Below are 19339 nucleotides of genomic sequence, written 5' to 3'. Positions count from 1 at the left end.
CGCGGCTTGTCCGGCGAAAGATTTTCTTCGTCGCAAAAACAGGCCTCCGCCGTTGACGAATCTAAAATCAATCGATTAAGTTGACATTGTCATTCGGGACTGGTCGAGACGAATGACGGGCTCTCCCCCTCGACCCGCGGCTTTTGACCGGGAAGCAGCTTGCTCCGCGTTACCAACGGCTAAAGCGCGTGATGCTCGGGCGACAGCGCCAGGCATTGCGTTCCCCCCAGAAGGGGTATTGCGATGCGTATGTGTAGCACCATCAACTAGATCATCGCCGCGTGCGTGCGCGGGGTAGCGGACCGACCGCGCCCCGCCGTGCACGGCGGCTCTCCATCCTCTCCGGCCGCGCCTCCTCACGCGAGACGTTTGCGGCCTGACGTCCGGCACCCGAGCGCCGGCACGGGGACATATCATGCCTTTGCTGACCCAATCCGACCTGTCGGATCTGGCTCGCTATCCTGCGTCCCTGCGCAGCGCCGCCCGTGCGCTGTGGGGGGCTCAGCTGGCGGCCCGATCGGGCGCGGCGCACCGCGCCACCATCCATCACATCAAAAAGGGGGCGGGAGCACCGCCCGGGGACCATATCTAATGAACCGTTTCTCTCCCGATCATCGTTTGAAGCTTCTTCTCGGCGCCGCGCTGTTGCTGCCTGCCATACCCGCCGCTGCCGCCGAAACCGAAACGGCCTCCGCCGACGGTGCCGCGGTCGACGATGCCGCTGCCAGCGCCGCGGTGGCGACCGCCTCGGCGGCCTCCTATGACGGCGCCGAAATCATCGTGTCGGCGCGCCGCCGCGACGAAAGCGTACAGGACGTCCCGATTGCGCTGTCGGTGGTCGGCGCGTCGCAGCTCGAGGCAACGGGCAATTACTCGCTGACGCAGATCCAGCAGATCGTGCCGAGCCTGCAGGTGTTCAGCTTCAACCCGCGCAACACCAATATCAACATTCGCGGGCTTGGCAGCAATGTCGCGCTGACCAACGACGGGCTGGAGAATGGCGTCGGCTTCTATGTCGACAATGTCTATTACGGGCGCCCCGGCCAGTCGCAGTTCGACCTGGTCGATTTGCAGCAGATCGAGGTGCTGCGCGGGCCGCAGGGGACTTTGTTCGGCAAGAACACGACCTCGGGCGCGATCAACATCACGTCGAAGAAGCCCAGCTTCGATCCCGAATTTTCGGGCGAGGCGAGCGTCGGCGACTATGGCTATTACCAGCTGCGCGCGTCGGCGTCGGGGGCGATTATCGACGACCTGCTCGCCATTCGCATCAGCGGCTCGTCCACCGAGCGCCGCGGCTTCCTTTACAATGACACGCAGAAGGAGCGCGCGCAGGACTATTCGAACTGGAGCGTGCGCGGGCAGTTGCTGTTCACCCCGACGCCCAATCTCGAGGCGCGTATCATCGGCGATTTTTCGCGGCAGAAGCAGAACCATGTCCTCAACGTCTTCGCCGATTATTTCGGCACCTATGACAATGGCGCCGTGATCGCGAACAGCTTTGCCGAGCGCGCGGCGCGCTTTCCCGGCTACAGCTTCCCGACGATCGATCCCTTCGCGCGGCGCGGGGAGGCAAACAGCCATTATCAGTCGAACATGGACGGCTATGGCGTGTCGGGACAGCTCGACTGGGATGTCGGCGCGGCGAAACTGACCTCGATCACCGCCTATCGCTGGTGGGACTGGAACCCTTCCAACGATGGCGATTCGACCTCGCTCCCCGTCATCGTCAAGGCGCAGCAGGCGAACCGCCAGCGCCAGTTCAGCCAGGAAATCCGGCTGGCGTCGGACAGCGACGGCCCGATCGATTATGTCGTCGGCGCCTATTATTTCTGGCAGGTCATCCGCGGCAAGGGCGCGAGCGCATACGGCCCGGCTGCCGCGCTGTGGAACCGCCCCGCGACGTCGCCGATCCCGCTTGCGGCATGGGAGGCCGCGCTCAACGGTTTCGAGGCCAATTCGACCTCGGATCCGCGGGCCAAAAGCTATGCGCTGTTCGGCCAGCTCGACTGGAAATTCACCGACCGGCTGACGCTGACCGCGGGGCTGCGCTACACGCATGAGAAGAAGAGCGGCTCGTTCACGCAGTTCCATGTCGCGGGGACCGACCTGTCGACCCTGCCGGCCGGAATCGCGGCGCAGGCGGCGGCGCTCCGCGCGCAATTCAACCCGGTCACCAGTTACTCGACGGGGTTCAAGGACAACAGCGTGTCGGGGCTCGCCACCTTGTCGTGGCAATTCTTGGACGATGCGCTCGCCTATGCGACTTATTCGCGCGGCAACAAGTCGGGCGGGCTCAACCTCACCAACCTGCCCGCCGGGATCGATCCCGACGTCGCGCCGGAAAAGGTCGACAGCTACGAACTCGGGATCAAGTCGCAATGGTTCGACAAGGCGGTGACGCTCAACGTCGCGGGCTATTGGACCGAGATCAGCGATTACCAGACCGCGATCACCGAGCAGGTGCCGAACACTGTCAACGTTCGGCAATATATCGCGAACATCCCCGGCGTGCGCTCGCGCGGGGTCGAGGGCGACCTGAGCTATGCGCCGTCGGAGCGCGCAAGCTTCTATGCGTCGGTCGCTTATGCCGACACGACGTACAGCGACTACCGGACTGCGCCGCAGGCGCCCGAGCGGCTCAACCAGGGGGGCATTCAGGACCTGACGGGCGAGCAATTGCCCGGCGTGCCGAAGCTCACCTACACGCTCGGCGGCGACGTGTCGGCGCCGCTTGGCAATCTCGGCGGGCGCGACCTGTCGCTCTATGGCCACGCCGATTATTCGCACCGGTCGACCTTCAACACCTCGTCGAGCGACAGCCGTTATGCCGATGTCCCGGCCTATGGCATCGCCAATGCGCGGATCGGCATCCGCACCGACGACGGTCTGTTCGACCTGTCGATCTGGGCGCGCAACCTGTTCGACAAGGATTATTTCCAGACGCTTTCGCCCGCCGTCACCGGCATCGTGACCTCGCTGATCGGCGAACCGCGCACGATCGGTGCGACGCTTCGGACAAAGCTGTGATGGCGGCGCCCGGCCCTTTTGCGCGTGAACCACGCGCCCACCCCATTCGACGACCGCCCGCAGAGGCTCTTGCCGGATACCCCCGCCGTCCAACCCCCAAAGGAGACTGACATGACGGACCTTCACAACAGCTATGCCAATGCGCGCGACAAGACTATCGACCTCGACGTCACCCCGGTGACGGGCACGATCGGCGCGATCGTGAACGGCGTCCAGCTATCGGGCGACCTGCCCGCGGCGACGGTGCAGGCGATCCAGGCGGCGCTCGTGCGGCACAAGGTGCTCTTCTTCCGCGACCAGCAGCACCTGACCGACCAGGAGCATGAGGATTTCGCCGCGTTGCTCGGCGACCCGGTCGCGCATCCGACGGTGCCCGTTGCCGAAGGCTCGCGCTACCTGCTCGAACTCGACAGCAAGGAAGGCTATGCCGCGTCGAGCTGGCACACCGACGTGACCTTCGTCGATGCCTATCCCAAGGCGTCGATCCTGCGCGCGCTGACCATCCCCGAAGCCGGCGGCGACACGCAATGGGCGAACGGCGAGACGGCGTATGAGGGCCTGCCCGAAGTGCTGCGCCAGCTCGTGGGCAACCTGTGGGCGACGCACACCAACCTCTATGATTATGCGTCGATCCTGCAGTCGGCGCCCGATGGCGAAAGCGCGGCGAAGCGGATCAAGGAGCATCGCAACGTCTTCGCCTCGACCGTCTATGAGACCGAGCATCCGGTGGTGCGCGTCCATCCGGTCAGCGGGCAGCGCAGCTTGCTGCTCGGCCATTTCGTGAAGCAGTTCGTCGGATTGAACGCCGCCGACAGCGCGCGGCTGTTCCAGACGTTGCAGGATCATATCACCAAGCCCGAAAACGTCGTGCGCTGGCGCTGGCGCGAAGGCGACGTCGCCATCTGGGACAATCAATCGACGCAGCACCGCGCGACCGCCGACTTCGGGTTGCAGCGCCGGACGCTGCGCCGCGCGACGATTTCGGGCGACGTGCCGGTGGGGATCGATGGGCGGCAGAGCCGCACGGTCCGCAAGGAAAAGGCGGTTCAATACGAACCCGCCTGACGAAATCGGCCGGCGTTTAAGGTTCTCCCTTTCCTTCCTGTGACTGCGCCGGTCCTGTCTGCGGCGCGCCCGGTTCCATTCGCCTGGGCGCGCCGGCCTTTTTTGAAAGAGTGCTCGATGATCCATGGTTCGCGTTTTGCCCGCCTCCTTTTTACCGCGCTGATCGGTGCCGCCGCGACCATCGGCCCCGCACAGGCGAAGGAGCGGCGGCCGAACCTGCTCGTCATCGTCGCCGACGATCTCGGCTATTCGGATCTGGGCGCATTTGGCGGCGAGATACGGACGCCGAACCTCGACAGGCTCGCGCTGAACGGCATCCGGCTCGCGGGCTTCCACACCGCGCCGACCTGTTCGCCGACGCGTTCGATGCTGTTGTCGGGTACCGACAATCATCGCGCGGGGCTGGGCACGATGGCCGAGATGATCCGCCCGAACCAGCAGGGCAAGCCGAGCTATGAAGGCTATTTGCGCAGCGACGTCGCGACGCTCGCCGAGCGGCTCGGCGCGAGCGGCTATCGCACCCTGCTGTCGGGCAAATGGCATCTGGGCCTGACCCCCGAACAGGATCCCCATGCGCGCGGTTTCGAGCGCAGCTTTGCGTTGCTGCAAGGCGGGCACAATCATTTCGGCACCGATGCCGACCCCGAAAAGGGTGGCCGGGCGACCTACACCGAGCAGGGGAAGCGCGTGACGCAGCTCCCCGCCGATTTCTATTCGAGCGACACGTTCGCGGCGCGGCTGATCGAATTCCTGGGCGAGACGCCCGCTGGTGGAAAGCCCGCGCGGCCCTTTTTCGGCTATCTGGCGTTCACCGCGCCGCATTGGCCGCTGCAAGCGCATCCCGAAGACATTGCGCGCTACAAGGGGCGCTATGACGAAGGGTTCGACGTGCTGCGCGCGCGGCGGCTGGCGCGGCAGCGCGAACTCGGTATCCTTGGCCCCGATGTCGCCGCGCATGTCCCGCGCAACCGCGACGGCAGCTGGGATTCGCTGACCGCCGAGCAACAGCGGCTCGCGGCGCGCAACATGGAAATCTATGCCGCGATGGTCGACCGGCTCGACCAGAATGTCGGCCGCGTCGTCGAAGCGCTCCGTGCCTCGGGCGAGCTCGACAACACCGTGATCGTCTTCCTTGCCGACAATGGCGCCGAAGCGCTCGACGTCGAGACCACCGGCGCGCAGATGCTTGCCGCGCAGTTGAAGGGGGCCGACAATGGTTTCGCCAATCGCGGTACGGCGTCGTCGTACCTCACCTATGGCGCGGGCTGGGCACAGGCCGCCACCGCACCGTCGTGGCTGACCAAGGGCTACCAAAGCGAGGGCGGGACGCGCGCGGTCGCGTTCATCAGCGGCGTGGGCATCGAAGCGCGCAAGGGGGCCGAGACGCAATATCTGTCGGTCGCCGACATCGCGCCGACCCTGCTCGACCTTGCGGGCGCCGATGGCAAGGCGACGCAGGTCGCGGGGCGCAAGGTTGTGCCGATTACCGGCCGGTCGTGGGCGGCTTGGCTCAGGAACGCCGATGCGCGCGTCTATGGCTCCGACGACGGCGTCGGCGCCGAGCTGTTCGGTTCGCGCGCCTATCGTCGCGGCGACTGGAAACTCACCGACATCGGTGATGGCGTCTGGCGCCTGTTCGATATCGCGCGCGATCCCGGCGAGACGCGCGACCTGTCGCTCGTCCATCCGGACCGCACGGCCGAGCTTGCGGCGGCTTGGGATCGCTACGCGAAGGAAGTCGGAGTGATCCTCCCCGACGCGATCCCCTATCGGCCATAGGTCGCTCATATCGCGCGCTTCGGCGCGTCGGGGCTTGTCAATTATTTTAGTTGAGTTACTTTCGAGCCTTCCGGGACTTGTTCCGAATCGAACGACCGAAAGGATTGCGCATGGCCACGCAGCTCAACACCCCCGACCTGTTCGAGGCCGCGCGATCGCTCGGCGTGTCGATTTCGCCCGCGACCCCGACGATCGGGGCCGAAATCAGCGGGCTCGACCTCGATCGCCCGCTAACGTCGGCCGAGGGCGAATTGCTGCGCGCGGCCTGGCTGCGCTTCAAGGTCGTCTTCTTTCGCGATCAGGACATCAGCCACGAAAGCCATGTCCGCCTCGGGCGCTTCTTTGGCGAACTCGAAGGGCATCCGGTGATCCCATCGGTCGAGGGCTATCCCGAAATCCTCAAGATCGAGGGCGTCGAGGGCGTCCAGCTCACCGCCGACACGCTCGCGCCGTTCCAGGCGTATAACAAATGGCACACCGACGTGACCTTCCGCGAGAAGCCTTCGATCACCTCGATCCTGCGTGCACGCCACCTGCCGCCGCTCGGCGGCGACACGATGTGGGCCGACACCGCCGCCGCCTATGCCGGGCTGCCGCAGCCGGTGAAGGACCGGATCGAGGGGCTCGAGGCCGAGCATGACATCGTGCGCAGCTTCGGCGGGCGCGTGAGTGAGGAAAAACGCGCGCAACTCGGACGCGACTTCCCGCCGGTGCGCCACCCGGTGGTGCGGTCGCACCCCGAAACGGGCGAGAAGATCCTCTACGTCAACTACACCTTCACCAGCCGCATCGTCGGCTTGCCCGAAGAAGAAAGCGACAGCCTTCTGCGACTGCTCTTCGACCGGATCAAGGTGCCCGAATATCAGGTGCGTTTCCGCTGGACCCCGAACGCCATCGGCATCTGGGACAACCGGTCGACCCAGCATTATGCCGTCGGCGATTACTGGCCCGAATATCGCCTGCTCGAACGCGTTACGGTGTCGGGCGACGTGGTGACGCGTTGATCGAAGCCCAGCTTCATTCGCCGCGCCCGCGTTTCCGCACCGCGACGCGCGTCGCGATCGTCGGGGCGGGCTTCTCGGGCACGCTGCTCGCGATCAACCTGCTCGAACAGCCCGACGTCGAGGTGCTGCTGATCGAGCGCGACCGGCACCGCATGGGCGCCGGGGTCGCGTATAGCAGCACCGAAACCTCGCACCTGCTGAACGTCCGCGCGGGCAATATGAGCGCTTTTGCCGACCGGCCCGACCATTTTTGCGAATGGCTGGCGGCGCGCGGCCTTGGCTGCGAGGCCGCGTTTGTGACGCGCGCGACCTATGGCCGTTACCTGCGCGAAACGCTGCGCGCGGCGATGGAGAAATACGGCCGGCGGCTGAAGCTGGTCGACGACGAGGTGCTCGATATTGCCGAAAAGGGCGGGCAGGTGACGCTCGGCCTCGTCAACGGCGGGCTGATCGAGGCCGACCGCGCGGTGCTCGCGATCGGCAATCTGCCGCCGCACGACCCGCCCGCGATCCATGGCGCGCACCTGCCCTCGCATCGCTATATCGGCGATCCGTGGGCGAGCGCGTTCGAGGAGGGGCTCGACCGGCAGGCGCCCGTGCTGGTGATCGGCACCGGGCTGACCGCGGTCGACGTGATCCTGCGGCTCGTGTCGCACGGTCATGAAGGCCCGATCACCGCGCTGTCGCGCCGCGGGCTGCGTCCGCATCGCCATATCGACGGACTGCCGCGCCCCAAGCCCGTGCTTGCCAAGCCCGCGCCCGACCTTTCCGAGCTGGTGCGCTGGGCGCGTGACGAAGCGCGCGGGCGCGACTGGCGGCTTGTCGTCGATTCGATCCGCCCGATCACGCAGATGATGTGGTCGGCCGCCGACGCCGACAAGCGCGCGCGTTTCCTGCGGCACCTGCGGCCCTTCTGGGACGTCCATCGTCACCGGCTCGCGCCCGAAGTCGCCGACCGGATCGATGCGCTGATCGCGTCGGGCCAGCTCCATTTCCGTGCCGGCAAGATAGCGGATGTCGCTGTCGAGCCCGATGCGCTGGCGGTGTCGTGGCTGCCACGCGGCGAGGCTGAACGAGTCACGACGCGCGCGGCGCGGATGATCAATTGCACCGGGCCGCAAGGCGACCTGTTGCGTTCGTCCGATCCGCTGGTGCGGCGTTTGCTCGGCACGCGGCGTATCCGGCCCGATGCGCTGCGCCTCGGGCTCGACATCGATCGCGACGGACATGTCGTCGACGCCGCCGGGAAGGCGTCCGAACATATATTGGCGATCGGGCCGATGACGCGCGGCGACCTGTGGGAGGTTGTCGCGGTGCCCGATATCCGCAACCAGGTCAGCGCGCTCGCGCGCCGCCTCGTCAACGCGCACTGGACGGGCGGCGAAGGGCTCTAGGCCCGCCCGCAGAAAAAATATCTCGCGTCCGAGCATCCAGCGACGCCACTGGTGCCGTCCAGTTCCTGATCGGCCCCCGCGCCGGTCCGGGCGGCGGCGCCCTGCGGTGGTCGATATGTGCTCCCCGGTGCAGATCATCTCCGCCTTGCCGGAGGCCGCCGCCTGTGGTTTCACCATGCCAAATGCGGCATGACGGAGAAATATGTTGATGGATATTCTGATTGCCGCCGCGGCCGCCGCCGCCACTGCGACCACCCCCGCGGCGGTGCCTCCCGCCGTCACGACGATCACGGTGCCGGCCGGCGAGTCGATCAGCGCCGAACAGGTCGCGGCCTATATCAGCCCGCGCGAAGTCGCCTCCTATGTGCCCGCGCCGCCGCCGACCACCGAGCTGGTCGCGGTCAGCGACGCCTTCTTCAGCTGGCTCGAAAATATCACGGTCGTCGCGCTGTTCGTCGTCGGCTTCTTCCTGCTCGCGCGGCTGCTGCACGCGTGGATGCTGCATCGCTCGATCCGCCGCGCGCTCGAGGCCAAGTCGGACGCGGTGAGCCCGCTGATCGACAAGCTCAACAAGCCCTATGAGCATCTCGGCGGACAGGGCGACAAGGAAACGGCCAGCGGCGGCGACGACCGCAATGCGCTGGTGCTGCTGGCGATCGGCCTCGCGATGGCGGGGTTCGGGATCATCCAGGGGCATGAAGAGCTGATCCGCATTTCGGCCGGCGCGGCGCTCTTTCCCGCCTTTGTCGGTATTGCGCTCCTCGTCCGCCGCCGCCTCGCGCGCGCCGCGGCCCTTGAGGAGCGCAACGCTGCGTGATGAGGCAAGCGCCGATGAAGATTGGGCCCTCAACCAGCGCGTTGCCGGGGGAGATCGCGCCGCTTTCCAGCTCCTCGTGTTGCGACACGAGGCGCGATTGCGCGCCTTCCTGTCCCGCGCTGCCGGGTGCGACGCCGACGATCTGGCGCAGGAAGCCTTTGTCCGCGCGTGGCAGCGCGCGGGCGAATATCGGGGGCAGGGGAGTTATGCGGCGTGGATCATGGGAATCGGCTGGCGCCTGTTCCTCGACCAGCGGCGCACCGCGGGGCGGCGCGAAGACCTGGCAGCGGGCGAGGAGCCTGCGACATCGACCGACCCGCGCCCGGCAAGCGACGCGGCGATCGACGCCGACCGCCTTCTCGCTGCGCTGTCGCCACCGGAACGCGCCGCGCTTACGCTTTGCTTCGGCCATGGCTGGTCGCACGGCGAGGCGGCGGAGATCATGGGCGTACCGCTCGGCACGCTCAAATCGCTGGTCTTGCGCGGACGCGCAAAGGCGCAGAAGATGATCGGCGAAGGAGCGGACGCATGACGAGTCCCGACGAACGCGAAACCGACGCGCTGCTCGCCGCAATGCTGGCGCCGCCCGCCCGCGCGGGCGACCGCGGCTTTGCCGTCGGAGTCGAGCGCGCGATTGACGCGCGAGCCGCCTATACTCGCGCGCGCAGGCGTTTCTGGCGCAGCTTCGCGTTCGAAGCGGCCGCGGTCGGCGCCTTGCTGGCGGCGCTATGGTTGCTGTCGTCGGCGCCCTTGCTCGCGCCCTATGCCGGGTCCGCGCATTGGGGGCTGGCGCCGCCGTTGCTGCTCATCCTGCTGCTGTGGTTCGGGACGCAGCGCTGGCGCCAGACCTGACGCACCGGCTTTAGCCGGCGGGCGTGTCCTCGCCGTCGATGCCCTGATATTTGAGCTGGAGATAGCGTTCGCGCGTCGCGAGCTTGTCGAGTTCGCCCGCGGCGAGGTTCCGCGCGGCATTGCCGATCTCGCTTTCGAGCATCTTTAGCCCGCCAACCAGCGTCTCGTCGGGGGTGCGCCCGGCGTGGGCTTCGGTACGCAGCCCCGCGGGAATGCGCTGATAGCCGGCGACGAGTTCGGGCAGGTCTTCGCCGACGAGTTTGCGGATGTTCGCCGCCGCAGGGCTCGCCGCGTCAAGCGTCTGGAGCTGCGGGGCGAGCAGGTCGAGCTGGACCCCGATGCCGTCGACGAGCTGGCGTGCAGGCGCGGGGAGCGCCGGGCGCTGCGCCTCCAGCCAGATTTCGGTGCGCCCCGCGAGCTGCTTCAGGTCGGCCTTCGGCAAATCGGCCTGGCGCGGTTCGGGGAAGGGCGTCCGGCCGAACAGCACCGCGACGCCGATCAGCAATATGAACAGCGCGAGCAGGCCGGTGAAGCCGAGCGGCTGGATCAGCGCGCCGAAGACCGCGGCGCCGAGCAGCACGATGCCGCCCGCGATCAGCACGCGGCCGAGCTTCTTGTAGAGATGCTGGCGGCGCAGCGCGATGCTCTTGGTTCCGATCGGGCGGCGGCGTTCGCGCGATCTTTCGATCGCCGAAGCCGCCGAAATCCGGACCTTGTCGACTTCGCTCATCGTCATCCTTTAGCCTTCGAGTGCGGCAAGCGGGCTGGCCGCGCCGCTGACGCTCGACTGTGCCTGCGTCGCCCCTTCGGCGCGCGCGATATAGCCCTTCGATTTGACGACTTCGCCTTCGAGCGTGGTGACCGTCGCCTTCATCGTGTCGAGCGCCTTCAGTTTGAAGGTGTCGATCGCGTCCATCGTGTCGTAGATATTCTGGAAGGCGCGCTGGAGCGTCTCGACGGGGATCGTGCTCGACGCGGCCTGTTCGTGGATGCGCGCGGTATTGTCCTTCAGCATCTGCGAGGTGCCGTCGATGATGTTCGCGGTCGTCGTGTTGAGCGCGGTGATCTGTTCGAGCACCAGCTTCTGGTTCGTCATCGCCTGCGCGACGGTGATCGCGGTCTTGAGCGCGCCGACGGTCGTGGTCGAGGCGCGCTCGACCCCCTTCACCAGCTCGACATTATTCTTTTTGACGAGGTCGAGCGCGAGATAGCCCTGCACCGTCACGGCCATCTGCGTCAGCAGGTCCTGCGTGCGCTGGCGCGCATAGAAGAGCGCATTTTCGCGGATGACCTTCGCCTTCGCGGGATTGCTGCTGTCGAGTTCGGCTGCCTTTTCCTCGAGCCGCCGGTCGAGCGTGCCCGCGACGTGGATCATCTGTTCGAGCTTGCCCATCGCTTCCCACAGCTTGCGCCGTTCGACGTCGATCGCGGCATTGTCCATGAGCAGCTCGTCCTTGCCGTTCGACAAGGCGGTCAGGATGCCGCCGATATGCGTCTGTGCGCTGCGGTACTGGGCGAAATAATTGTTGATCTTGCTGCCGAAGATCTTGTCGAAAAAGCCGCGCTTGCTCAGCAGCTTGCCGTTCGCGGACGGGTCGAGTTTCTCGACCGTGGTGCGCAGTTCGATCAGGCTCTGGCCGATGTTGGTGTCGCGGTCCATCGCCTTGATCGGGCGGTCGAGGAAGCGGTTCGACTGGTTCGCCGCGTCGAGCATTTCCTTGCGGCCCATGTTGGTGATCTGGTCGATCCGCTTGCCGAATTCGGGCGAATTTTCATCCTGTGCGATCAGGTCGTCGATAAAGCCGTCGACGCGTTCCTCGAGCTTCGATTTCTGGTCGGTCGACAGCGGCACGAGTCCGGCCGCCTTTTCGGGCGTGATCGGGGGCAGCGGCTCGGGCGGGGTCAGCTTCAGCTCATCGGTCGCGGTTGCCGTTGCAGTCAGTTCGCTCATTCGTCTTCCTTCCAGCCCCAAGTTACGATCCAAGGCCGCTTGCCTATATGGCATGCGGCCCTGTGTTATTCAAGCACTACACCCTGTCCCGCCCGAAGTACCGGCGCGATCCACGCGGACAGGATCAGTTGCGCCATATGATAGACGAGGATCGGGACGAGCACCATGCCGGCGATGGCAGGCGGGAAAAGCGTAGCGGCGAGCGGCGCGCCCACCGCGATGCTCTTTTGCGCGCCCGAAAAGAGCAGGGTGATGCGGTCGGCCCGCGCGAGCTTCAGCAGCCCGCCGAGCGCCCAGGCGCCGCCGAAGGACATCGCGAGCAGCGTGGCGACCGCGGCGAGCACGATGCCGATCTCGCGCCCGTCGAGCAGGCCCCATATCCCCGCGACGACCGCCGCCGAGAAAGCGACATAGACCGCGATCGCGATCGCGGTGCGATCCATGAAGGTCGCAAGCCCTCGGTGCGCGAGCACCCACGGCCGCAGCCAGCGCTGAACGAGCTGCCCCGCGACGAAGGGGACAAGCAGGATCGAGACGATGCGCAGCACTGCCTCCCCGTGGATTTCGCCCGCGCTTCCGGCGAGCAGCGCGAACAGCAGCGGCGAGAGCGCGACGCCGGACAGGTTGAGCAGCGCGGCGGCGACCACGCTTGCGGCGACATTGCCGCCGGCGAGGCTCGACGCGGCGGTTGCCGACTGGACCGTCGAGGGCAGGATGCCGAGGAAGAGAAAGCCGAGCGCGAGCGTTGCGGGGAGCAGCGGCGCCATCGCCGCCTGCGCCGCGAGGCCGAGGAGGGCCATCGCGCCGAAGCAGAAGGCGAGTGCAGCGCCTTGCAGCTTCCAGTTGCGGATGCCGTGCAGCACTTCGTCGCGCGGCAGGCGCACGCCGTTCAGGAAAAAGAGGAAGACGATCGCGGCGGTCGACAGTCCTCCCGCAACCGGCACCGCGGCGCCGCGCACGGGGGCTATGCTCGCGAGCAGGATCGTCGCGAGCAGGACGGGGACGAAGCGGTCGGGAAAGATGCGAGCGAGCATTGCCATGAGCGATGGCGTCGCGACGCGCGCTTGGCAAGGCCGCACGAGACGGTAGACAGGCGCGATGTCCCATATCCTGATCCTCGCCGCCTTGCCCGAAGAGGCCGATGCGCTGTTTGCCCGCGCGGGCGAGCCCGTTGCTGGTCCGTTCGCGGCAAGGCGATTCGACGGTTCCGGGCACCGCCTGACCATCGCGACCTGCGGGCTCGGCAAGGTCAACGCTGCGCTTTGCGCGGGTGTGCTTGGCGCCGACGCCGACCTGCTGCTGATGACTGGCACCTGCGGGTCGCTCGGCGCGGCGCCGGGGGCGTACTGGATCGCCGAGGCGTTGCAGCATGACTATGGCGCCAATCAGCCGGGCCTGTTTCGCCGCTACCGTGCGGGCGAATGGCCGATCGGCGAGGCGGGTGAGGCGCACTTCCGGGCGATGGCCGATCCGGGGCTTGGCCTGCCGCACGCGCGGATCGCGAGCGGAGACAGTTTTGTCGCCTGTCCCGACGCGGCGGCCGATCTCGCGGCGCTCGGTGCGACGCTCGTCGATATGGAGGTTGGCGCGGTGGCGCAGGTTGCGGCGAGGCTCGGCAAGCCATGGGGCGCGATCAAGGCGGTGACCGACGAAGCGAATGGCGACAGCGCGGGCGATTTCCACGTCAACCTCGTCCGCGCCGCGCGCGCGGCGGCGCGGGAAATCGAGCGGCTGGTCGCGATGATCTGACCCGCGCTTCGCCGTTCCGCGCGGGGCGTACTTGTGATAGGCTGGAGCCCGTATCGACCGAGGGAGAGACTCGCCATGCGGTATCGATCTTCACTAGCCTTTTTTGCCGCCTGTGCGGTCTTCGCTGCGCCGATTGCTTTCGCGGCAGGCAGCGGCGGGAGCGGCAGTAGCGCGCCGCCGAGCCAGAGCAGCTACGACCCGACGGTCGATTACAAGAAGGGCGCCGACGCCTTCGCCTCCGGCCAATATGCCGAGGCGGCGAAAGCCTTCAAAAAGGTCGTGTCGGCGGTGCCGAAAAACCCGCAGGCCAATTATCTGCTCGGCGCGAGCTATATGGCGCAGGGCGACTTCTCGCGTGCGGTGAAGCCGCTCGAAGCTGCGGTTCGCTATGACGAGAAGATGGTCGACGCGCGCCGCGACCTTGGCATCACGCAGGCGAAGCTCGGCAAGGCGGAAAAGGCCGACGAACAGCTCGGCGCGCTGAAAGCGATGCAGGAAGGGTGCGCGGGGACGTGCGCCGATTCGGCGAAGCTCGCCGACGCGATCGCCAAGCTCGAGGCGGCGGTCGCCGCGGGGCCGCAGGCGCAAAGCGCGGTCGAGCCCGAGGTGCGGCTCGCCGCGGCCGAAACGCTCGATGCGACCTATGTCGCCGCCGTCGGCCTGATCAACGAGCATCGCTACGAAGCCGCGATCGCAAAGCTCGACGCGGCGCTGTGGGCGGCGGGGCCGCACCCCGATGTGCTCACTTACCTGGGCTTCGCGAACCGCAAGCTGAAGCGCTATGACGCGGCCGAAGCCTATTATCGCGAGGCGCTCGCGATCGCGCCGGCGCATCGTGGCGCGCTCGAATATTATGGCGAACTGAAGCTCGAGCGCGGCGATGTCGCGGGAGCCAAGGCGCATCTCGCGAAGCTCGAGACGATCTGCGGGTTCGGCTGTCACGAGGTCGACGAACTTCGGCGCTGGATCGCGGCGGGGCGCGCATCCGCGAGCTGATCGCGCTCGCGGCGCTGCTCCTCGGCGTGGCGGCGACGCGCGGCGATGCGCCGCCGGTTTTCGAGCAATTGCGCTGGACCGCGCCGGGGGCCGAGCTGGCATTGTTGTCAGGACAGCCCGCGGCTTGCCTTGCGCCCGGCGACGACGCACTGGTGCGGAGCGGACGCGCGCTGTTCGGCGCGCCGACGCTGCTTGGCGGGCAGGCGGCGAAGGCGGGGCTGAGCTGCGCCAGCTGCCATATCAACGGGCGCGGCAATCCGCATTTCCTGCTCGCCGGCGTCTCCGCCTCGCCGGGAACGGCAGACGTCACGAACAGCTTCTTCAGCGCCGTACGCGGCAATGCGCGCTTCGACCCTGTGGTCATTCCCGACCTGGCGATGCCCGGAAAAATCTCGCGTGACCCCGATACGCGCGCGCTCGAACCTTTCATCCGCAATCTGGTGGTCGAGGAATTCGGCGGGCAGGAGCCGACCCCGGCGACGCTCGAAGCGCTGGCCGCCTATGTCCGCGCGGTGCGGCCGTGCACATCCGAACGCACCGCTGCGCGGGGACTGGACGACCAGCTTGGTGCGCTCGACGACGGCATCGCGGGGGCGCAACTGATGATTGGTCGCGGCGACCGGCAAGGCGCGGCGCTGTCGATCGCGGCGATGCGTCATCAACTGGGACTGATCGCCGAGCGCTATGCCGGGCGGGGTTTCGCCCGCGAGCGGGGGGCGCTGCTCACGGCGTCGCGCGAATTGCGCGCAATCGGCGAGATATCCGACCCTGCCCGGTTCGCAGCCGCTCTCGACCGCTGGAAGGTCGCTTTCGACAAGGGCGCGGCGAAACGGTTGCGCCGCGCCGAGGAACGCTCGCTCTACGATACGGGACATTTGGCGCAATCGCTGCGATAGCGCGCGGCTTCGGCAATCATGTTGCGCCGCAGCACCACTTCTGTTAGGGGCGCGGCGTCTCGCGGCGCTCCGGGCGCTGCCCCCTTACATCAAGGCTTATCCGCATGTCTTTGCGCAATATCGCCATCATCGCGCACGTCGATCATGGCAAGACCACCCTCGTCGACCAATTGTTCCGCCAGTCGGGCACCTTCCGCGACAACCAGCGCGTCGAAGAACGCGCAATGGATTCGAACGACCTCGAAAAGGAACGCGGGATCACGATCCTTGCGAAGTGCACCAGCGTCGAGTGGGGCGAAGGCGCCGACCAGACGCGGATCAACATCGTCGACACCCCGGGCCACGCCGACTTCGGCGGCGAGGTCGAGCGCATCCTCTCCATGGTCGACGGCGTCATCCTGCTCGTCGATGCGGCCGAAGGCCCGATGCCGCAGACCAAGTTCGTGACCGGCAAGGCGCTCGCGCTCGGCCTGAAGCCGATCGTCGTCGTCAACAAGATCGACCGCAGCGACGCGCGCGCCGCCGAAGTGCTCGACGAAGTGTTCGAACTCTTCCTTGCGCTCGAAGCCAATGACGAACAGCTCGACTTCCCGATCCTCTATGCCTCGGGCCGCGGCGGCTATGCCTCGGAAAGCCCCGAAGCGCGCGAAGGCACGCTCGAGCCGCTGTTCAAGACGATCGTCAGCCATGTCCCGACCCCGGGCCTGCCCGAAGACGCGCCCTTCACCTTCCTCGCGACGCTGCTCGACCGCGACAATTTCATCGGCCGCATCCTGACCGGCCGCGTCCAGTCGGGCACGGTCAAGGTCAACCAGCCGATCCACGCGCTCGACATGGACGGCAAGGTCATCGAGACCGGCCGCGCGTCGAAGCTGCTCGCGTTCCGCGGGCTCGAGCGCGTTCCCGTCGAGGAAGCCAAGGCTGGCGACATCGTCGCGATCGCGGGCCTCACCAACGCGACCGTCGCGAACACGATCGCCGACACGAGCGTGAGCGAACCGATCGCCGCGCAGCCGATCGATCCGCCGACGCTGTCGATGCGCTTTGCCGTCAATGACAGCCCGATGGCGGGCCGCGAAGGCAGCAAGGTCACGAGCCGCATGATCCGCGACCGCCTCTTCCGCGAAGCCGAAACCAACGTTGCGATCCGCATCACCGAAAGCGCCGACAAGGACAGCTTCGACGTCGCGGGCCGCGGCGAGCTCCAGCTCGGCGTGCTCATCGAAACGATGCGCCGCGAAGGTTTCGAACTCGGCATCAGCCGCCCGAAGGTCCTCTATGGCGAGGACGAGGCCGGCAAGCGCACCGAGCCGTATGAAACCGTCGTCATCGACGTCGACGACGAGCACAGCGGCACGGTCGTCGAGAAGATGCAGGTCCGCAAGGCCGACCTGACCGACATGCGTCCGTCGGGTGGCGGCAAGACGCGCATCACCTTCAGCGGCCCGTCGCGCGGCCTGATCGGCTATCATGGCGAATTCCTGTCCGACACGCGCGGCACCGGGATCATGAACCGCCTGTTCGAGAAATATGGCCCGTACAAGGGCGTGATCGAAGGCCGCAAGAATGGCGTCCTGATCTCGAACGGCAATGGCGAAGCCGTTGCTTATGCCTTGGGCCCGCTCGAAGAGCGCGGCATCCTCTTCGTCTCGCCCGGCGAGGCGCTGTATGAGGGCATGATCATCGGCGAAAATGCGAAGCCCGACGACCTTGAGGTCAACCCGATGAAGTCGAAGCAGCTCACGAACTTCCGTTCGACGGGCAAGGACGACGCGATCCGCCTCACCCCGCCGCGCCGCATGACGCTCGAACAGGCGATCGCCTACATCGACGATGACGAGATGGTCGAGGTGACCCCGAAGAATATCCGCATCCGCAAGGCGCTGCTCGACCCGCACGAGCGTAAGAAAGCGTCGCGCAAGAAGGAAGCGGCGTAAGATACAGACCGGCGGTCCCATCGGCCGCCGGTTTTTCTTTGGGGTTGAGGAGCGCGCCGTGGGACGGTTGATCCTGTTCAACAAGCCGTACGGCGTGCTGTCGCAATTCACCGACCGCGGCACGCCCGAAGCGCGCGCGACGCTCTCCGACTATATCGACGTGCCGGGCGTCTATCCGGCCGGACGGCTGGATCGGGATAGCGAAGGGCTGCTGATCCTGACCGACGACGGCGCGTTGCAGGCGCGGATTTCGTCGCCGAAGCACAAGACGCCCAAAACCTATCTGGCGCAGGTCGAGGGCGAGGCTGACGACGCCGCGCTGGAGGCGCTGCGCCGCGGCGTCATGCTGAACGACGGCCCGACGCGCCCCGCGACCGTCCGCCGTATCGATCCGCCCCAGCTCTGGGACCGCGACCCGCCGGTGCGATACCGAAAGAGCGTCCCCGATTGCTGGATCGAACTCACCATCACCGAAGGCCGCAACCGCCAGGTCCGCCGCATGACCGCCGCGGTCGGCTATCCGACGCTGCGGCTCGTCCGCTGGCGGATCGGGGGGTGGGAGATTGGCGGGCTGGCGCCGGGGGAGTGGCGCGAGGCAATATAATGCCGGCCGCGCCATGCTCCGCCACCCTGCGTTCGGGGTGACGGAGCGCGGCCGGCCTAGCCGTCGATGTCGAGCCCGAGCGCCAGCCGGCCGCTGAGCTCGCGTTGCGCAGGCTCTTGCAGCGGATGGAAGCGCGCGCCCTGGACGTCGCGGAAAGCCCGCTCGATCGTCGTACCCCGATAGAAGGCGCCGCCGCCGGCCAGTTCCAGCGCGAGTTCGGCGGTGCGGATCGCGGCGCGGCCCGCGACCGTTCTCCCGGTCATCACCGCGCTCGTCGTCTCCGGCCCGGGGCTCGCGCTCCCGGCGGTCGCGATCATCGCGGCGAGCGCGGTTTCGGCGGTCCAGAAGGCATTCTGCATCTCGCCCGCCAGCGCGATCAGCGCGGGGCTGGCCGGCTTGCGCTGCGCCGCCGCGAGCGCGGCATCGCGCGCGCCCTCCGCGACGCCGAGGTAGGCCGAATAGATGAGCGGAAAGGCGATCATGCTGATGATGTGGAACAGCGGGTGCCATTTGCCCTGCGGACGGCGGCCCGACACGGCTGCCTCGGCAAGGAAGACGTCCTTCAGTTCGACATCGTGCGACCCGGTCCCGCGCATTCCCATGGTGTCCCACGTGTCGAGGATCGTCACCCCCTCGGCCGCGAACGGCAGCGCGAAGTGGAGGACGGTGGGCTCGCCGGCCGGATCGTCGAGCACCGCGCTCGTCATCAAAAGGTCGCCCGCAGGGCATCCGCTCGAAAAAATCTTGCGCGCGTTGATCCGGTAGCCGCCCTCTACCGGGGTTGCGGTTCCGCTTCCATGGAGCCAGTCCGACCCGCCGCTCGACACGAGGACGAGGTTTTCGGCGGCGACGCGGCGGAGCAGCGCGTCGGTCGGCGCCTGCATATGTTGCCAGCGCCACGCGGCGACGGCGACCTGGTGACAATGCATCGAAAAGGCGAGCGCGGTCGAACCGCACGCGGCCCCGATGCGGCGGACGATGCCGCACAGCTTAGGATAGTCGAGCCCGTCGCCGCCGAGATCGACGGGGACCGCCGCGCCGATCAGCCCGGCCTCGCGGAGCAAGGTATAGTTTTCGGCGACGAAGCGCCCGTGGCGGTCGTGATCCTCGGCCGATGCGGCGATCCTGTCGGCGATCCTTTCGGCGATCGCGTACCAATGGTCCGGGGTTTTACTTTGTGCTGCGATTAACATGGTCATCTCCTGAGCATTCCTTGCTGGCGATGGCATGACGGCTTGCCGGTGCGGCGGATAGTTCAGGAACTG

17 protein-coding genes are annotated in these 19339 nt (G+C 67.0%); 13 read left to right on the top strand and 4 right to left on the bottom strand.

Going from position 1 to position 19339, the window contains the following annotated elements; all coding sequences use genetic code 11:
• The first annotated feature begins 591 nt into the window (after positions 1-591).
• The 8 genes from ACIPPQ_RS11160 (at position 592) to ACIPPQ_RS11125 (ending at position 9941) form a co-directional block, all read left to right on the top strand.
• The gene (locus ACIPPQ_RS11160; RefSeq protein ID WP_446544151.1) at positions 592-3030 is read left to right on the top strand and encodes a TonB-dependent receptor; all 2439 of its coding nucleotides are present in this window, start codon (positions 592-594) and stop codon (positions 3028-3030) included.
• Between the two features lie 111 nt (positions 3031-3141).
• Positions 3142-4095 carry a TauD/TfdA dioxygenase family protein gene (locus ACIPPQ_RS11155; RefSeq protein ID WP_446544150.1) on the top strand — a complete coding sequence of 318 codons (954 nt, stop codon included), beginning with the start codon at positions 3142-3144 and terminating at the stop codon, positions 4093-4095.
• 117 nt (positions 4096-4212) lie between these two features.
• Positions 4213-5874 carry an arylsulfatase gene (locus ACIPPQ_RS11150; protein ID WP_446544149.1) on the top strand — a complete coding sequence of 554 codons (1662 nt, stop codon included), beginning with the start codon at positions 4213-4215 and terminating at the stop codon, positions 5872-5874.
• 110 nt (positions 5875-5984) lie between these two features.
• On the top strand, positions 5985-6878 hold the full coding sequence (locus ACIPPQ_RS11145; protein WP_446544148.1) for a TauD/TfdA dioxygenase family protein: 894 nt from the start codon (positions 5985-5987) through the stop codon (positions 6876-6878).
• Positions 6875-8272, top strand: a complete 1398-nt coding sequence (locus tag ACIPPQ_RS11140) for an FAD/NAD(P)-binding protein (protein WP_446544147.1) — start codon at positions 6875-6877, stop codon at positions 8270-8272. The genes ACIPPQ_RS11145 and ACIPPQ_RS11140 overlap by 4 nt, the downstream gene beginning before the upstream one ends.
• A gap of 208 nt (positions 8273-8480) precedes the next feature.
• Positions 8481-9089, top strand: coding sequence for a hypothetical protein (locus ACIPPQ_RS11135; RefSeq protein ID WP_446544146.1), 609 nt, complete (start codon positions 8481-8483; stop codon positions 9087-9089).
• On the top strand, positions 9016-9621 hold the full coding sequence (locus tag ACIPPQ_RS11130) for an RNA polymerase sigma factor (RefSeq protein WP_446544145.1): 606 nt from the start codon (positions 9016-9018) through the stop codon (positions 9619-9621). The genes ACIPPQ_RS11135 and ACIPPQ_RS11130 overlap by 74 nt, the downstream gene beginning before the upstream one ends.
• On the top strand, positions 9618-9941 hold the full coding sequence (locus ACIPPQ_RS11125; protein WP_446544144.1) for a hypothetical protein: 324 nt from the start codon (positions 9618-9620) through the stop codon (positions 9939-9941). The genes ACIPPQ_RS11130 and ACIPPQ_RS11125 overlap by 4 nt, the downstream gene beginning before the upstream one ends.
• 10 nt (positions 9942-9951) lie before the next feature.
• Here the strand turns inward: ACIPPQ_RS11125 and ACIPPQ_RS11120 are convergent, their stop codons facing one another.
• The 3 genes from ACIPPQ_RS11120 to ACIPPQ_RS11110 all read right to left on the bottom strand — a co-directional run bounded on the left by ACIPPQ_RS11120 (position 9952) and on the right by ACIPPQ_RS11110 (position 12932).
• The gene (locus tag ACIPPQ_RS11120) at positions 9952-10677 is read right to left on the bottom strand and encodes a hypothetical protein (protein ID WP_446544143.1); all 726 of its coding nucleotides are present in this window, start codon (positions 10675-10677) and stop codon (positions 9952-9954) included.
• Positions 10678-10680: 3 nt separating this feature from the next.
• On the bottom strand, positions 10681-11892 hold the full coding sequence (locus ACIPPQ_RS11115) for a toxic anion resistance protein (protein ID WP_446544142.1): 1212 nt from the start codon (positions 11890-11892) through the stop codon (positions 10681-10683).
• A 65-nt stretch (positions 11893-11957) separates the two neighbouring features.
• A complete protein-coding gene (locus ACIPPQ_RS11110; protein WP_446544141.1) occupies positions 11958-12932 on the bottom strand; it encodes a bile acid:sodium symporter family protein in 975 nt (324 codons plus the stop codon).
• Positions 12933-12990: 58 nt separating this feature from the next.
• Here ACIPPQ_RS11110 and ACIPPQ_RS11105 point away from each other — a divergent pair, with 58 nt between their 5' ends.
• From ACIPPQ_RS11105 to ACIPPQ_RS11085, 5 genes are all read left to right on the top strand, one after another.
• Complete coding sequence (locus ACIPPQ_RS11105; RefSeq protein ID WP_446544140.1) at positions 12991-13641, top strand: 5'-methylthioadenosine/S-adenosylhomocysteine nucleosidase family protein; 651 nt, start codon at positions 12991-12993, stop codon at positions 13639-13641.
• Between the two features lie 75 nt (positions 13642-13716).
• A complete protein-coding gene (locus ACIPPQ_RS11100; protein WP_446544139.1) occupies positions 13717-14637 on the top strand; it encodes a tetratricopeptide repeat protein in 921 nt (306 codons plus the stop codon).
• Positions 14638-14663: 26 nt separating this feature from the next.
• A complete protein-coding gene (locus ACIPPQ_RS11095; RefSeq protein WP_446544138.1) occupies positions 14664-15533 on the top strand; it encodes a hypothetical protein in 870 nt (289 codons plus the stop codon).
• Positions 15534-15637: 104 nt separating this feature from the next.
• The gene (typA, locus tag ACIPPQ_RS11090; protein WP_446544137.1) at positions 15638-17470 is read left to right on the top strand and encodes a translational GTPase TypA; all 1833 of its coding nucleotides are present in this window, start codon (positions 15638-15640) and stop codon (positions 17468-17470) included.
• 58 nt (positions 17471-17528) lie between these two features.
• A complete protein-coding gene (locus ACIPPQ_RS11085; protein ID WP_446544136.1) occupies positions 17529-18074 on the top strand; it encodes an rRNA large subunit pseudouridine synthase E in 546 nt (181 codons plus the stop codon).
• A gap of 56 nt (positions 18075-18130) precedes the next feature.
• Here the strand turns inward: ACIPPQ_RS11085 and ACIPPQ_RS11080 are convergent, their stop codons facing one another.
• Complete coding sequence (locus tag ACIPPQ_RS11080; protein WP_446544135.1) at positions 18131-19267, bottom strand: acyl-CoA dehydrogenase family protein; 1137 nt, start codon at positions 19265-19267, stop codon at positions 18131-18133.
• Positions 19268-19339: the final 72 nt, after the last annotated feature.

This window comes from Sphingopyxis sp. LARHCG72 (assembly GCF_052871675.1).
Note: the sequence above shows the minus strand (reverse complement) of the source record. Positions and strands in the feature narration are given on the sequence as shown.

Coding starts and splice junctions, on each gene's coding strand:
- ACIPPQ_RS11160 (WP_446544151.1), top strand. CDS start 592: ATGAACCGTTTCTCTCCCGATCATCGTTTGAAGCTTCTTCTCGGCGCC.
- ACIPPQ_RS11155 (WP_446544150.1), top strand. CDS start 3,142: ATGACGGACCTTCACAACAGCTATGCCAATGCGCGCGACAAGACTATC.
- ACIPPQ_RS11150 (WP_446544149.1), top strand. CDS start 4,213: ATGATCCATGGTTCGCGTTTTGCCCGCCTCCTTTTTACCGCGCTGATC.
- ACIPPQ_RS11145 (WP_446544148.1), top strand. CDS start 5,985: ATGGCCACGCAGCTCAACACCCCCGACCTGTTCGAGGCCGCGCGATCG.
- ACIPPQ_RS11135 (WP_446544146.1), top strand. CDS start 8,481: ATGGATATTCTGATTGCCGCCGCGGCCGCCGCCGCCACTGCGACCACC.
- ACIPPQ_RS11125 (WP_446544144.1), top strand. CDS start 9,618: ATGACGAGTCCCGACGAACGCGAAACCGACGCGCTGCTCGCCGCAATG.
- ACIPPQ_RS11120 (WP_446544143.1), bottom strand. CDS start 10,677: ATGACGATGAGCGAAGTCGACAAGGTCCGGATTTCGGCGGCTTCGGCG.
- ACIPPQ_RS11115 (WP_446544142.1), bottom strand. CDS start 11,892: ATGAGCGAACTGACTGCAACGGCAACCGCGACCGATGAGCTGAAGCTG.
- ACIPPQ_RS11110 (WP_446544141.1), bottom strand. CDS start 12,932: ATGGCAATGCTCGCTCGCATCTTTCCCGACCGCTTCGTCCCCGTCCTG.
- ACIPPQ_RS11105 (WP_446544140.1), top strand. CDS start 12,991: ATGTCCCATATCCTGATCCTCGCCGCCTTGCCCGAAGAGGCCGATGCG.
- ACIPPQ_RS11100 (WP_446544139.1), top strand. CDS start 13,717: ATGCGGTATCGATCTTCACTAGCCTTTTTTGCCGCCTGTGCGGTCTTC.
- typA (WP_446544137.1), top strand. CDS start 15,638: ATGTCTTTGCGCAATATCGCCATCATCGCGCACGTCGATCATGGCAAG.
- ACIPPQ_RS11080 (WP_446544135.1), bottom strand. CDS start 19,267: ATGTTAATCGCAGCACAAAGTAAAACCCCGGACCATTGGTACGCGATC.